The organism is Bradyrhizobium erythrophlei (assembly GCF_900142985.1).
GTDB classification, from domain to species: domain Bacteria; phylum Pseudomonadota; class Alphaproteobacteria; order Rhizobiales; family Xanthobacteraceae; genus Bradyrhizobium; species Bradyrhizobium erythrophlei_B.
Window position 1 is genome coordinate 2236183 of sequence record NZ_LT670849.1, and the last position, 14367, is coordinate 2250549.

Annotated in this window: 15 protein-coding genes; 11 read left to right on the forward strand and 4 right to left on the reverse strand. The window is 63.3% G+C overall.

The window, feature by feature from the left end; translation table 11 throughout:
• The first annotated feature begins 179 nt into the window (after window positions 1-179).
• From BUA38_RS10490 to BUA38_RS10510, 5 genes are all read left to right on the forward strand, one after another.
• Window positions 180-1226 (forward strand): ligase-associated DNA damage response exonuclease, encoded by a 1047-nt coding sequence (locus BUA38_RS10490; RefSeq protein WP_072826011.1) that lies wholly within the window; start codon window positions 180-182, stop codon window positions 1224-1226.
• Window positions 1223-2902, forward strand: coding sequence for a cisplatin damage response ATP-dependent DNA ligase (locus BUA38_RS10495; protein WP_072817862.1), 1680 nt, complete (start codon window positions 1223-1225; stop codon window positions 2900-2902). The genes BUA38_RS10490 and BUA38_RS10495 overlap by 4 nt, the downstream gene beginning before the upstream one ends.
• A gap of 83 nt (window positions 2903-2985) precedes the next feature.
• The gene (locus BUA38_RS10500) at window positions 2986-3291 is read left to right on the forward strand and encodes a DUF6460 domain-containing protein (RefSeq protein WP_072826012.1); all 306 of its coding nucleotides are present in this window, start codon (window positions 2986-2988) and stop codon (window positions 3289-3291) included.
• A 70-nt stretch (window positions 3292-3361) separates the two neighbouring features.
• Window positions 3362-4642, forward strand: a complete 1281-nt coding sequence (locus BUA38_RS10505; RefSeq protein WP_072817863.1) for an MATE family efflux transporter — start codon at window positions 3362-3364, stop codon at window positions 4640-4642.
• An 11-nt stretch (window positions 4643-4653) separates the two neighbouring features.
• Window positions 4654-5382: an MBL fold metallo-hydrolase gene (locus tag BUA38_RS10510; RefSeq protein WP_072817864.1), complete on the forward strand. Its 729-nt coding sequence runs from the start codon at window positions 4654-4656 to the stop codon at window positions 5380-5382.
• Here the strand turns inward: BUA38_RS10510 and BUA38_RS10515 are convergent.
• The 3 genes from BUA38_RS10515 to BUA38_RS10525 form a co-directional block, all read right to left on the reverse strand.
• A complete protein-coding gene (locus BUA38_RS10515) occupies window positions 5379-6476 on the reverse strand; it encodes a quinone-dependent dihydroorotate dehydrogenase (protein ID WP_072817865.1) in 1098 nt (365 codons plus the stop codon). The genes BUA38_RS10510 and BUA38_RS10515 overlap by 4 nt on opposite strands.
• On the reverse strand, window positions 6473-6817 hold the full coding sequence (locus BUA38_RS10520; RefSeq protein ID WP_072826013.1) for a DUF952 domain-containing protein: 345 nt from the start codon (window positions 6815-6817) through the stop codon (window positions 6473-6475). Before BUA38_RS10520 ends, BUA38_RS10515 begins: the two co-directional genes overlap by 4 nt.
• Window positions 6818-7061: 244 nt before the next feature.
• Window positions 7062-7844 (reverse strand): class II aldolase/adducin family protein, encoded by a 783-nt coding sequence (locus tag BUA38_RS10525; RefSeq protein WP_072817866.1) that lies wholly within the window; start codon window positions 7842-7844, stop codon window positions 7062-7064.
• Between the two features lie 318 nt (window positions 7845-8162).
• Between BUA38_RS10525 and BUA38_RS10530 the strand changes: the two genes are divergently transcribed.
• Genes BUA38_RS10530 through BUA38_RS10545 form a run of 4 tightly spaced genes read left to right on the forward strand, consistent with a single transcriptional unit; the run spans window position 8163 to window position 10742 of the window.
• Window positions 8163-8843, forward strand: a complete 681-nt coding sequence (locus BUA38_RS10530) for a GntR family transcriptional regulator (RefSeq protein WP_072817867.1) — start codon at window positions 8163-8165, stop codon at window positions 8841-8843.
• A gap of 16 nt (window positions 8844-8859) precedes the next feature.
• Window positions 8860-9783, forward strand: coding sequence for an ABC transporter substrate-binding protein (locus tag BUA38_RS10535; RefSeq protein WP_072817868.1), 924 nt, complete (start codon window positions 8860-8862; stop codon window positions 9781-9783).
• A gap of 28 nt (window positions 9784-9811) precedes the next feature.
• Window positions 9812-10192 carry a cupin domain-containing protein gene (locus tag BUA38_RS10540; RefSeq protein ID WP_072817869.1) on the forward strand — a complete coding sequence of 127 codons (381 nt, stop codon included), beginning with the start codon at window positions 9812-9814 and terminating at the stop codon, window positions 10190-10192.
• A gap of 25 nt (window positions 10193-10217) precedes the next feature.
• Window positions 10218-10742 carry a flavin reductase family protein gene (locus tag BUA38_RS10545; RefSeq protein WP_072817870.1) on the forward strand — a complete coding sequence of 175 codons (525 nt, stop codon included), beginning with the start codon at window positions 10218-10220 and terminating at the stop codon, window positions 10740-10742.
• Here BUA38_RS10545 and BUA38_RS10550 read toward each other — a convergent pair.
• Entirely contained in the window at window positions 10627-11298 is a 672-nt protein-coding gene (locus tag BUA38_RS10550; RefSeq protein WP_072817871.1) for a MarR family winged helix-turn-helix transcriptional regulator, read from the reverse strand. The two genes, BUA38_RS10545 and BUA38_RS10550, sit on opposite strands and share 116 nt — an antisense overlap.
• Window positions 11299-11480: 182 nt before the next feature.
• Here BUA38_RS10550 and BUA38_RS10555 point away from each other — a divergent pair, with 182 nt between their 5' ends.
• Both BUA38_RS10555 and BUA38_RS10560 read left to right on the forward strand, forming a co-directional pair.
• The gene (locus BUA38_RS10555; RefSeq protein WP_083587538.1) at window positions 11481-12986 is read left to right on the forward strand and encodes a 4-hydroxyphenylacetate 3-hydroxylase family protein; all 1506 of its coding nucleotides are present in this window, start codon (window positions 11481-11483) and stop codon (window positions 12984-12986) included.
• A gap of 100 nt (window positions 12987-13086) precedes the next feature.
• Complete coding sequence (locus tag BUA38_RS10560; protein WP_072817872.1) at window positions 13087-14355, forward strand: MFS transporter; 1269 nt, start codon at window positions 13087-13089, stop codon at window positions 14353-14355.
• Window positions 14356-14367 lie beyond the last annotated feature (12 nt).

Below are 14367 nucleotides of genomic sequence, written 5' to 3' on the forward strand. Positions count from 1 at the left end.
AGTGGTCCGATTCTAACATTTGCACCCCGGTGTAGCAGGCACTTTTGCAAATGTTAGAATCAAAGGACCACTAGCAAATATAGGTTTCTAGTGGAGTTTTGGATTTGACATTCGCTTTGCGCATTCCGGGCTACGGGGTAGCGAATGTCAAATCCACTCCACTAGCCTATATAAAGATGATGCGCCCGCAAGACATCCTGACGCCGCAACCAGCCGGCCTCGCCTGCAAACCCGGCGGCTTCCATATCGATCCGGTACGGCCGGTCGAGCGCGCCGTGATCACCCATGGCCATTCCGATCACGCCCGGGCCGGCCACGGCGCGGTGCTCGCCACGCAAGAGACGCTCGACATGATGCGGCTGCGCTACGGCGAGAATTTTGCTCGCTCCACGCAAGCCATCAAATACGGCGAAGAGTTGAGGCTCGGCGACGTCACCATCAAGCTCCACCCCGCTGGCCACGTTCTGGGTTCGGCGCAGGTATCAGTCACGTGCAACAGCACCCGTATCGTCGCCTCCGGCGATTACAAGGATGCGCCCGATCCGACCTGTGCGCCGTTCGAGGTCGTGCCCTGCGATGTCTTCATCACCGAGGCGACATTCGGCCTGCCTGTTTTTCGCCACGGCGACGCGGCGGATGAAGTAAAAAAGCTGCTGGCGTCAGTCGATCTGTTTCCGGAGCGCGCGCATCTGGTCGGCGCCTATTCGCTCGGCAAGGCCCAGCGCGTGATCGCGCTGCTGCGCGCGGCCTGCTACGACGCGCCGATCTATCTGCATGGTGCAATGGAGAAGATCACACACTATTATCAAAGCCGCGGCATCGCGCTTGGCGAGTTGCGGCCGGTCAAAGGGATGAAGAAAGCCGATCTTGCCGGCACCATCACGCTGGCGCCGCCATCGGCGACGTCAGACGTCTGGACGCGGCGATTTCCTGATCCCGTCACCGCCTTTGCCTCCGGCTGGATGCGGGTGCGCGCCCGCGCGCGCCAGGGCGGCGTCGAACTGCCGCTGGTGATTTCCGACCACGCCGACTGGGATGGCCTCACGGCGACGATCAAGGCCACCAACGCCGGCGAAATCTGGGTCACGCATGGCCAAGAAGACGCGCTGGTGCATTGGTGCAAGACTCAAGGCCTTTCCGCGCGTCCCCTCGATCTCGTCGGTTATGGCGACGAAGACAGCGGCGAAGGTGACGTGCAGGCGTCAGACGAAAGCGGCGAGGCATGAACCGCTTTGCCGAACTGCTCGATCGCCTCGCCTATGAGCCCGGCCGCAACAACAAGCTGCGGCTGATCATCAATTATTTTCGCACCGTCGAAGACCCCGATCGCGGCTATGCGCTCGCCGCCCTGACCGGTGCGCTGTCGTTCAAGCACGCCAAGCCGGGCCTGATCCGCGACCTGATCGCTGAACGCACCGATCCCACTTTGTTTGCGCTGTCTTATGATTATGTCGGCGATCTCTCTGAGACGGTGGCGCTGATGTGGCCGAAAAGATCCTTAGAACGCCTGCACAACAATCCGCCGCCGCCCACGCTGACCGAAGTCGTCACCACGCTGCGCTCGCTCGGCAAAACGGAAATTCCAAAGCAGCTTTCGCGATGGCTCGACGACCTCGACGAAACCGGCCGCTGGGCGCTGCTGAAGCTCGTGACGGGGGCACTACGCATCGGCATTTCCGCGCGGCTCGCCAAGACCGCGGCGGCCGCGCTCGGCGACAAGGACGCCCACGACGTCGAACTGATCTGGCCCGGCCTGACCCCGCCCTATCTCGACCTGTTCGCCTGGCTGGAAGGACGCGGTGAGAAGCCGGTCAACCGCGATCCGGCGCCGTTTCGTCCCGTCATGCTGGCGCACGCTATTGAAGACGCGGATTTTGCGAACCTCGATCCAGCCGACTACATCGCCGAATGGAAGTGGGACGGCATTCGCGTGCAAGCCGTCAGCGGCCGCGATGAGCAAGGCCAACTCGTCACCCGGCTTTATTCGCGTAGCGGCGAGGACATCACCAAGAGTTTTCCGGATCTGCTGCCGTCGCTGCATTTGCCGGGGGCGATCGATGGCGAACTGCTGGTGGTGCGCGAGGGACGCGTGCAGAGCTTCAACGTGCTGCAACAGCGCCTCAACCGCAAACTGGTCTCGCCGAAGCTGATGAAGGAATATCCAATCCATTTGCGTGCCTACGACCTGCTCGGCGACGGCGAGATGGACTTGCGCGAACTGACTTTCGCCGAACGCCGCGAGCGGCTGCAAGCGTTCGTCAGGAAGCTCGATGACAAGAGGATCGATCTTTCGCCCACGATCGCCTTCGACAGCTGGGAGCGGCTCGCCGCGGCGCGCCGCGATCCGGCTTCCGCGGGCGCGGGCGAAGATTCTGAAGCCGTGGAAGGCGTGATGCTGAAGCGTCGCGATGCGCTTTATCTTCCCGGGCGCCCCAAGGGCCAATGGTGGAAGTGGAAACGCGATCCGCACGTGATCGATGCCGTTCTGATGTATGCGCAACGCGGTCACGGCAAGCGCTCGTCCTATTATTCCGATTATACCTTCGGGGTCTGGACCGGCGGGCAGGACGACGCGCAGCTTGTCCCGGTCGGCAAGGCCTATTTCGGCTTCACCGACGAGGAGCTGATGCAAATCGACCGTTTTGTCCGCCGCAACACCACCGAAAAGTTCGGCCCGGTGCGGGAGGTGGTGCACGAGCCGGATCAGGGACTGGTGATGGAAGTCGCCTTCGAAGGACTACAGCGTTCGACGCGGCACAAATCCGGCGTCGCGATGCGATTTCCGCGCATCAGCCGGCTGCGCTGGGACAAACCGCCGCGCGATGCCGACCGCTTGGAGACGCTGGAGCGGCTGCTAAAAAGCTCAGCACCATCAGAGCCAGCGGAAACAGGCTCGGATTAACAAACTGACCGCGGAAAACGGTTCCCACTCATGCCGGTCATGCTTTAGAATAGCCGCACTATTTGCGGAGACCAACGATGCCGATGCCGAACAACGATACGAGAGAATTGCCGGCGAATAACGACGCCATGACCCGCTTTCTGGGCGGCTCGCCGTTGGCCGTGGCATTTCGGTTGATTCTGCTCTCGGTCCTGGTCGGCGTCGTGCTTGCCGCGGTCGGCTTCGATCCCTGGAATATTTTGCGAAGCATCGAGCTGTTGTTCCGGCGCATCTGGGATCTTGGCTTCGACGCGGTCAACTGGCTGTGGCGCTACTTCCTGCTCGGCGCCGTGATCGTGATTCCGGTCTGGTTCCTGATGCGGCTGTTCGGTACCCCGCGCGGGCGATAACTCGACGGACGACTTTTCCTTGAACTCAAAAATAACGAGCGCGCGGGTTTTCGCCATCGCGGGTCCCGCGATGGTTGCCAACCTGACGACGCCATTGATCGGCGTCGTCTCGACCATTGCGATCGGGCAGCTTGGCGATGCGACGCTGCTCGGCGGCGTCGCGATCACGTCGGTCGTGTTCGATTGCCTGTTCTGGCTGTTTTCCTTTCTGCGCACCAGCACGGTCGCGTTCACGGCCCAGGCGCTCGGCGCCGGCGAGACACAGGAAATCCGCGCGCTCTTGGTGCGCGGGCTCGCCATCGCAGGCGTGATCGGATTTGGCCTGATCGTGCTTCAGCTGCCGCTCGGCATGCTGCTGCTCGACGCTATGGGCGGCAGCGAAGGCGTCACCCGCACCGCCCGGGCGTATTTTTCGATCCGTATCTGGTCCGCGCCCATCGTGCTGGCGAATTTCGTCGTGCTCGGCTGGCTGATCGGGCAAGCACGCGCCGGGCTTGCGCTCGCAATCCAGATCGTCGTCAACGTCATCAACATGGCCGGCACGGTTGCGCTCGTCACCGGAATGAACGCCGGCATCGAGGGTGCTGCGATCGCGGCGGTGGTGGCGGAAGCCGTCGGGCTCGTGCTCGGCGTCGTGGTCGCGCGAACCATCACATACCGGCCGCTCAATGTGCCGCGCGCGGTGCTGCTCGACCGCGCCAAGCTGTGGCGGATGCTGTCGGTCAATCGCGACATCATGATCCGCACCGCCGCGCTGATCACGACGTTTCTGTTCTTTACCGCGCAAGGCGCGCGCGCCGGCGACGTGACGCTGGCGGCCAATGCCGTGCTGAACAATTTCCTGCTGATCAGCGCATTCTTTCTCGACGGCCTCGCCAACGCGGCCCAGCAACTCTGCGGCCAGGCCTATGGCGCCCGCAACCGCACCGACTTTTCCGACGCGGTGCGGCTGGTGCTGTCGTGGGGATTTGGTTTTGCCGTTGCGGTTGCGATCGTCTTTGCGCTGTTCGGGCCCTGGCTGATCCATACCATGACGGCGAACGCCGACGTGCAGCGGACCGCACAAGACTATTTGTGGTTCGTGGTGGCCTCGCCGCTGCTTGCGGTCTTTGCGTTCGGGTATGACGGCATCTTCATCGGCGCGACCTGGGCGCGGGAGATGCGCAACCTGATGATCCTGTCGTTGCTTTGCTTCCTCGCCACATGGTTTGCGTTGCGCGGCATGGGCAATACCGGGCTGTGGATCGCCCTCCTCGTGCACTACGCGGCGCGCGGCGGGTTGCAGGCACTGCGCTATCCCGCCAATCTGCGCACATCGTTCGCGCCGCTCGCAGTGCCCGCCCCCGCCTGAAGGAGCCACCGATGCAATTGCGTTTCGTGGGCTGCGGCGACGCGTTCGGATCGGGCGGAAGATGCAACACCTGCTTTCACGTCACGGGCGATGGCGTCAATTTTTTGATCGACTGCGGCGCCTCATCCCTGCCCGCGCTCAAACGCCAGGACATCGCGCGGGACGATATCGATCTCATCCTGATCACGCATTTCCACGGCGATCATTTCGGCGGATTGCCGTTTCTGCTGCTCGATGCGCAGTTTTCACGCCGCACGCGGCCACTTGTGATCGCCGGACCCGAAGGGATCGAGGCGCGACTCGCCCAGGTGATGGAAGCGTCGTTCGAAAACTCCTCGAAGACCAAGCAGCGTTTTGATCTCGACATCGTCACGCTGCTGCCTGTAACGACGGCGCGCTTCGGCGAAGTCAGCGTCACGCCGTTTCCCGTGGTCCACGGCGAGTCCGGTGGACCGTTTCTCGCTTATCGGATCGAGGCGGAGGGCCGCATCATCGCCTACACCGCCGACACCGAATGGACCGAGACGCTCGTGCCGCTGGGCCATAACGCCGATCTCCTGATCGCCGAGGCGTATACGTTCGACAGGCCCGTCAAAAATCACCTCAGCCTGAAGGCGCTTGAAGCAAGGCTTGCCGACATCAAGCCGAAACGGCTGATCCTGACCCATATGAGCGAGGACATGCTGGGGCGCGCCGTGCCTTTTGAGACGGCCAGCGACGGACTGACAATCGAGATTTAGATAACCGGCCAGTCCTCGGCCGTGATCGTGGCCGCATCCGCGCCGACGATCTCCGAAAGCTGATCGCGTCCGGTGCGCAGCAAGGTCGACGACAGGTCTTTCTTGATTTCCTCGACGAGGCCAAGTCCCTTGTAGACCAGCGCCGAATAGAGCTGGATCAGGCTCGCGCCCGCGCGGATCTTGGTCAACGCCCCGCCGCCGGAATCGATGCCGCCGGCGCCGACCAGCGGAAATGCGCCTTCCGCCCGCACATAGGTCTCCGCGACCATCCGCGTCGACAGCCGATACAGCGGACGGCCGGACAATCCGCCGCCTTCCTTGGCGCGGTTCCGTTCGCGCAGGGTCGAGGGCCGCCCGATCGTCGTGTTGGTCACGATCATGCCGTCGGCACGGCGCGAGCGCGCGATGTGGACCACGTCGTCGAGTTCGGCAAGACTGAGGTCGGGCGCGATTTTCAAAAGAATCGGCGAATCGCCCGCGTTCTTGCGCACCCGCTCCCGCGCATCGATCACCCGCGCCAGCAGTTCGTCGAGCGCGCTCGCCTGTTGCAGGTTGCGCAGACCCGGCGTATTCGGCGACGACACATTGACGGTGAAGTAGCCCGCGACCGGCGCGAAGGTTTCGATCAGCTTCACATAGTCGGCGTTGCGATCGACCGAATCCTTGTTGGCGCCGATGTTGACGCCAACGATGCCGCCGAGATGGGCGCGCGCCGCCAGCCGTCGCAAAACGACCTCCGCGCCTTCGCTGTTGAATCCAAAACGGTTGATGATGGCTTCATCGCGCTCCAGGCGGAACAGACGCGGCCGCGGGTTGCCTGCTTGCGGCTTCGGCGTCACCGTTCCGATCTCGACGAAACCGAAGCCGAGGCGAAGCACCGCGTCCGCCACCTCGCCATGCTTGTCGAAGCCCGCGGCCATGCCGATCGGGTTCGGAAAGTTCAGGCCAAACGCCCGTACCGCGAGCTTTGGATCATCGTCACGTGGCCGCGCCGGCGGCAACAATTTTAGACCCTGCACGGCGAGCCGGTGCGCATCCTCCGGATCGAGCCAGCGCAACAGCGGCAGCGATACGGCATCAAAGGCGCGGATCACGGCTCGAGCTCCGGAATGTCGTGAAATCCGTCGGACCGCGCGAGCATGGAATGCACGGCGGTGACCGCACCAAGATCGAGTTCGCCATAGAGATGCGGAAACAGGTCGTCGTTGCGCGAGCGTTCCCAGCGCAGCGCATCGCCCAGCGCATCGGCATCGACCGCAATCAGGAACAGCCCGGTCTGGCCGGCGAAATGCTTGCGCGCGGTCTCCCCGACCTGCGACGCCGTCGAGAAATGGATGTAGCCGTCGCTGAGATCGACAGGGCTGCCGCGGAACACGCCCTGCCGTTCCGCTTCGCGCCAGGCCGATGCCGGGCAGATCTTGTAGATCTTGCGCACGAAAGTCTGATCCCCTGACCGCGCCGGATGGGCGCGGCTCACTCGTGGGCCCCGATTTCGCAGGGACAGCAGCAATTGGCAAGACGGTTGTCGTTAGAGTTTGACTCCGAACACCGCCAATGAAATCGGACACCCTCGATCAGTTCGTCATGCCCGGCCTTGTGCCGGGCATCCACGTCTTTGTACCAATCGGAGCAAGAAAGACGTGGATGGCCGGGTCAAGCCCGGCCATGACGGAAATAACTCAGGTCGCGTAGTCGGGCTCCTTGCGGTCAAGGATGCGTTTGAGTGCCGCGAAGTGCCGCTCGGACGGGTTCAGCCCGCGGTAGTAGGTATTGCCGCGCATTTCGTCCTTGGTCTTCGTGACCACCGGCTCCGGCAACTTCTTCAGCGGCTGCCCGGTCCACATCGCATAGATCTGCACCTGGGCGGCGCGCTCGATGTAGTAAAGCTTGTCATAGGCATCGGCGATGGTCGCCCCGACCGTCGAGATGCCGTGATTGGCCATGAACAGGATGGTCTTGTCGCCGATCACCTTCGCGAGCCTCTCGCCCTCGGCCGGATCGAAGGCAGGACCGGTATATTCGTCGTCATAGGCGATCTTGCCGGACATGCCGACTTCGGTCTGCCCGATCTCCTTGATGCGCGGATCTTCCAGCCGCGTCAGCGCGCTCGCAAAGGGCATGTGGGTGTGGAACACGGCTTTGGCCTGCGGCAACGCCTTGTGGATCGGCGCATGGATGCAATAGCAGGAGCGCTCGACGTCGCCCTCGCCGCGCTTGACCTCTCCGTCGTCGATTCCGACTTCCATGAAGCAGGAGGCCGTCACCACCGACCAATGCGTCCCGAACGGGATCTGGTAGTAGCGGTCGCTTTGGCCTGGAACCACGTAGGTCAAGTGATTGAAAATGCCCTCGTTGAAGCCGTGCATGAAGGCGAGCCGATGCGCGGCAGCCAGATCGACGCGCGCCTGCCACTGCTCGGCATTCGCATCCGAAACCGTCTCCGGCGAAACCCTGAACTGCATGAGCGTCTCTCCTGATTTGTCGTTGTCCGAAACCTAGCGCGAATCGGTCGGCGCGTCCTGGCGAAGCCGGGGGCGATCCTCCGCCGGTGGAGAAAGCCTGTCCTGCAAATTTGGATGGAGACGCAACCTCACCCCACTTGCTCCGCCCCGGCTGTCGGTCGGTCGGCCCCGGAACGCCAGGGAAAGAGGTTGGCGGTGCTTGACAGGTCGTTTTCAGTGAAATATCACAATAATATCTGTATTACTTCAGGGCCGAGCTGTGATGGGCGTCCGTACCGCATCCGGAGCTTCCGCCGCACACAAGCTGCCGGTGCGCGGATGATAGCGAAAAGCACGACGCGCAAGCGGTTGGCCCCCGAACAACCGGGCAGTTCCTCGCTGCTGGAGACGGCCTACGAGAAAATCAAGCAGCAGATCACGGCCTGCGAGTTTCGTCCCGGCGATTACCTCAACGAAGCCGAGCTCTCCGAGCGGCTCGGGATCGGGCGGACGCCGGTGCATCAGGCGATCGACCGTCTGATGATGGAGGGGTTGGTGCAGGTGATGCCGCGCAAGGGCATCATCGTCACGCCGGTCAGTCTCGACGACGTGCTGCAGACCATCGACGTGCGGCTGCTCAACGAGTGCCACTGCGCCCGGCTCGCGGCGGAACGCGCCGGCGAAGAGGATATCCGCATCCTGGACGACATCCTCGCCCGCGCGGAGGCGGAACTGCCGCGCCGCAATGCCGAGCGGCTGATGCGGCTCGATCGCGAATTCCATGGCGCAATCGCGCAGTCTTCACGCAACGCCGTGCTTGCCGACGTCCTCGGACGGCTGCACGACAAATCCCTGCGGTTCTGGATTCTGTCATTGAATACGCAAGGCCATCACACGCGTGTCCACACCCAGCATCGCGCGATTCTCGATGCCATCCATGCGCACGATCCGCTTGCCGCCGAACGGGCGATGCGCGACCACATCGAAGATTTCCGACGCAATCTTCTCAGCAGCCTTTAAGCCGCAGGACAGTCCCATGAAGCTCGCCGTTCCAGACCTGATCTCGAATTCGTATTTTCCGGCCGCCGCCGCCGTCGAACTCGGAATGTTCAAACGGTTCGGTCTCGACGTCTCGCTCGAACTGATCTTCCCGGTCGACAAGTCCTATCGCGCGCTGCGCGACGGCGAAGTCGACTTCGTCGGCGGCTCGGCGCATTCGGCCTTAGCGGCATTTCCGGAGTGGGATGGCTGCAAGCTGCTTTGCGCGCAGGCCCAGGGCATGTACTGGTTTCTGGTGATGCGCGCCGATCTCGAACCGAGGCGCGGCGATCTCAGCATCGTCAAGGGCCGCCGCATCGGCGCCGCGCCATGGGTCGAGATGGGCTTGCGACGCCTGCTTGGCGAAGCCGGTATCGACATCGCGAAAGAAGGCGTGACCATTGCGCCCGTCCCCGGCGCGACCGGCTCGAGCGTGAACTTCGGCCTCACCGCCGCCAAGGCGCTTGAAGAGGGCAAGATCGATGGTTTCTGGGCCAACGGCATGGGCACCGAAGTCGCGGTGCGCCGCGGCGTCGGCAAGGTTGTGCTCGATGTGCGGCGCGGCGACGGCCCGAAGGCGTGCTTCAACTATACGATGGCATCGGTGGCGGCGAGCGACCGTCTCATCAAGGACCATCCCGACGTGGCGGCGAATGCGGTGCGCGCCATCGTCGCCACGCAGGCGGCGCTGCGGGCCCAACCCGAACTCGCGGCCAAGGTCGGCGAAAAGCTCTTTCCGCCGGAAGAAGCCGCATTGATCGCCAATCTGATCCGCCGCGACCTGCCTTACTACGACGCCAGCATCTCGCCGGCCTTCGTCGAAGGGATGAACGGCTTTGCGCGCGACGTCGGCATCCTCACAGGGCGCCCGGCCTACGAGCAGGTCGTCGCCACGCAATTTGCCGATCTCTGGAAACAATAAACACGCGAAATCAACAAGGAGAGCCTCAATGGCCATCAACAAGCTGCACGACGAATTCCATACCCTCGACATGAGCGCCGGCTGGGAAGTGCCGGCCGGTTATCCCAGTGGCATCCAGCAGAAGATTCTCTCGGGCGCGCTCGACGAGAAGAACAAGCGCGGCAGCCGGACACGACTGCTGCGTTTCGATCCCGGCACCTACACCACAACGCCGTTCGTCCACGAGTATTGGGAGGAGGTCTTCCTGGTTCAGGGCGATCTGACCGTCGGCAACGACGCGAACGGGAAAGGCGGCGAGGGATTCAAGCCGTTCACCTACGCCTGCCGTCCGCCGGGCGCCTATCACGGCCCCTTCCTTTCAAACGGCGGATGTCTTCTTATGGAGATCCACTACTTCGATCCCGCCTAATCTGGCCCCTCGCAGGAGAGCCGCCATGAGCTTTACAGATCGGGAGTTCCGCGACGCGCTCGGCCAGTTTGCGACCGGCGTCTGCGTGATCACGGCCGAGGTCGACGGTATCCTGCTCGGTTCGACGGTGAGCTCGTTCAATTCAGTCTCGCTCGCACCGCCACTCGTCCTGTTCAGCCTGGCGCGGACGGCACAGACCCTGCCGCTGTGGCTCAAGGCAACGCATTTCGGCGTCACGGTACTGGCTGAAAGCCAGAGAGATCTCTCCAACCGCTTCGCCCGCGGCGGCGCCGACAAGTGGGCCGGGCTTGCGCCGCTGCGCGGCAAGAGCGGCGTTCCGCTGCTGCGCGGGGGCCTTGTGACGTTCGAATGCGAGACCTACGCCACCTATGAAGGCGGCGACCACGAGATCATCCTGGGCAAGGTCCTCGAGTTCAGCCGGTCGACGACGACGCCTTTGCTTTTCCACGGCGGCCGGTATCAGCGCCTTCACTCCGATGAGGCGATCGAGACCCCGCCGGATATGGACGTTTGGCTCCACGGCTGGTGACAGCGGCAGCCGGCTGCTCCTTGCGCTGGAGATGATGCTTCCGGATCTCGGCGAGCGCGCTCTCTGAATTCAGGATGAGCTGGCGAGCGACAGCTTGCGCGGTCTTCAGCGCGTCCGGATCGATATCCTGGAACAGCACGTCGTTGATGAGACGGATGAACGGCGCGACCCGCGCGACCTCCTGCTCGCCTTGCGGCTGAAGAAAAACCCGCACGCTGCGTTTGTCGACCGGGCTCGGCCGCTTGATCAGCAGACCGGCCTCCTCCAGCCGCCGGACCTCGGTCGTCACATGGGTCGAGGCCAGCGCGACGTGGTCGGCCAGCTCGCGGATCGTGACCCCGCCAGACCCTTGCGCGTGCGCCACCCCCATCAGCACGACGAACTGGCTGGGCGTCAGGTTGAGTTCCTTGCCGAAGGCGTCCCGGCAGGCGAGCAGGCGCCCGACGCTCTGCACCATCGCGTAGATGCTGCGACGAAATTCAGCGTCGGACCCCTGAATCAGGAATTCTTTCCGGGAGATGGTCACGGGGGGCCTGTAGGCGTCGGATTTGGGCATATGGCGTCCTGAGAAGTGCCGGCGATTTGCGCAGGTCCTGCTGAAATATCACGCGCGCATCACTGTTGACAACGTTCGGCATATAGCTACAGTTCGTAGCTGTCTAATGTAGCATTTTCGACGGCCGGACGATAGGCCCTTTGGCCTCAAGCGGCTGTCGCACCAGAGGGAGGGAGACCGAAATGACCGTGACGGCATCCAAGGAAGTGGAAGTCAACGCTGCGACGCCGCTGCGCACCGGCGCATCGTTTCTCGACGACCTGCGCACCGGCGAGCGAACCGTATTCGTCGATGGCGAAAAGGTGAAGGACCCGACCAAGCATCGCGCGTTTGCCAGCGGCGCGCGGACCTTTGCCAGACTGTTCGACTATGCGGCCGCGCCCGAGAACCGGGAGCGGATGACCTACACGTCGCCGGACACCGGCGGTCCGGTGTGGCGTTGCTTCCAGATTCCGCGCAGCCATGCCGACCTGCGCGCCAAGCGTCTCGCTGCCGAGGGATGGGCCGAGCAGACCTTCGGGCTGATGGGCCGAACGCCGGACCATGTGGCGAACTTCTTCGCCGGCTATGCGGCCAAGCCCGAGTTCTTCGCGCGCGGCGGCGCCGGTTATGCCGACAACGTCGTCAATTTCTACAAGTACATTCGCGACAACCACAAATACGTCGTCTACGCGATCGTTCCGCCGCAGATCGACCGCAGCAAGCCCGGCCATCAGCAGAGCGATCCGACGCTTTACGCCGGCGTCGTCAAGGAAACCGACGCCGGAATCATCGTCAGCGGCGGCCAGCAGCTCGCGACCGGCGCGGTCTATGCCGACTATGTCCAGGTCAGTTGCATTCACCCCTTAAGGCCGGGCGACGAGAATTATGCGATCAGCGTCGCCATTCCGCTGAATGCGCCGGGCGTCAAGCTGTACTCGCGGCGTGCGTTTGCCATGCAGGCAACGAGCGCGGAGGATTATCCGCTGACCAGCCGCTTCGACGAGACCGACTGCTTCGTGGTGCTCGACAACGTGCTGGTGCCCTGGGAGCGCGTCTTCATCTACCGCAACACCGAACTGTGCTTCCAGCAGTGGTGGCAGACGCCGTCCCACTCCTACGGCAACCACCAGGCGCAGGCCCGCTACGCCACCAAGCTTCGCTTCCTGCTCGGTCTTGCCAAGCGCATGAACGAGGCGACCGGCAACGATGCCGCGCCGCCGGTGCAGGTCGAGATGGGCGAGTTGGCTGCCTATGCCTCGATCGTCGAGAACATGCTGCTCTCGCACGAGACGGTTGCGCCGATCGATGCCGACGGCATCCTGTGGCCGTCAAAGCCGGCGCTCTATGCCGTCATGGCGCTGCAGTCCCAGATCAACCCGCACATGATCGACATCGTGCGTGAGCTGACCGGAGCCGGCATGATCACGCTGCCGTCCTCGGTACGCGACTTCGAGAATCCGGAGTCGGCCAAAGACATCGAGCGCTACTTCGTCTCCGGCAAGATGGGCGCACGCGAGCGCGTCCGTTTGATGCGGCTCGCCTGGGATTTCATCGGCACCGAATTCGGCAACCGCCATCAGCAATACGAGAAGTTCTATGGCGGTGCATCCTACCTCGTGAAGACCAACATGTACCGCGCCTACGACTTCGCGCGAGCCGGCGGCCTTGTCGACGCCGCGCTCAACCTGCCGCCGGTTGCCTCCTGATGCTCAAAACGAGGCGGCGCCCGAGAATTGTGCGCCGCCTCGTCATCGTGCGAACATGGGCCGGGAGTGATGCGGCCGTCACAACGAAAAGGGGGATCACATGACTACGGACCTAGGGATTAGCGGCGCCGCCGCTGCGGCAGCCGGCGCTTCCGCAAAGGCCGAGGCAACGGTGTCACCGCTGCGCTGGATCATCGCACTCATTCTGTTTCTCGCGGTGCTGTCGGCGTTCTTCGATCGCATCAGCGTCGCGGTGCTGTTCACCAACAAGGAATTCCAGGACGCGCTCGGCACCGGATTCAACCCGACCCTGCTCGGCCTCCTGATGACCGCCTTCGTGTTCGCCTATGGCTGTTCGGGCGTGCTGTTGTCATTCGTCGGCGACCTGTTCGGGCTCCGTCGTTCGCTCGCGATCGGCACGGCGTTCTGGGGTATCTTCATGACGGCGATGGCGGGCGCCGGATCGTTCACCCAGATGCTGTCGATGCGTATCCTGCTTGGGGTTGCCGAGGGACCGCAGTTTTCGATCACCAATTCGCTGATCAAGCGCTGGTTTCCGCCGCGCGAGCAGGCGCGCGCCAACTCGATCTGGATGATCGGAAGTCCGCTCGGCTCGGCGCTGGGCTTCCCGTTGATGATCTTTCTCGAGACCCACTACGGCTGGCGCGCGGCCTTTCTGTTCCTCGCGCTGCTCAACATCGTGATCATCCTGCCGCTGGTTCTGTTCTTCCTGCGCGACAACCCGCCGGGGGCCGTTGCGCAACCGGCGCCGGTGGCGCAACCGTCGTATCTCTCCCAGGTCGGTCTTTATTGCCGCGACTGGCGCTTCTGGATGCTGGTCATCTTCAACTCGGCGGCACTGGTCTACTTGTGGGGCCTCAACAGCTGGCTGCCGACTTACCTGATCAAGGTGCGCGGCTTCGATCCGCGGCAGACGAGCCTGTTCTCCTTCCTGCCGTTCTTCTTGATGTTCCTCGGTGAGGTGATCGCCGCGGCGCTGTCGGACAGGATCGGCCGGCGCGCCATCGTTTGCTTGATCGGCCTGTTCGGGGCCGGCGCCACGATGTACCTGGTCTCGATCGTGCCGGATGCGCAGACGGCTGCAATCCTCATTGCGGTGAGCGCCTTCTTCTGGGGTTCGGCGCTGCCGCCATTGTTCGCGCTGTCGCTGCAGATCCTGCCTCCGCGCGCCGTCGCCTCGGGCGTCGGCATGTTCAACGGCATCGGCAACATCATCGGAGCGTTGTCGCCGGTGGTGATGGGCGGCCTGATCGCAGAGACCGGCTCGTTCAATGCCGGCCTGATGGTGCTGGTTGGCGCAGCGACCCTGGGGTCTCTGGCGATGGTTCCGCTGGTGCGGCGCTTCTGAGATCGGACAATC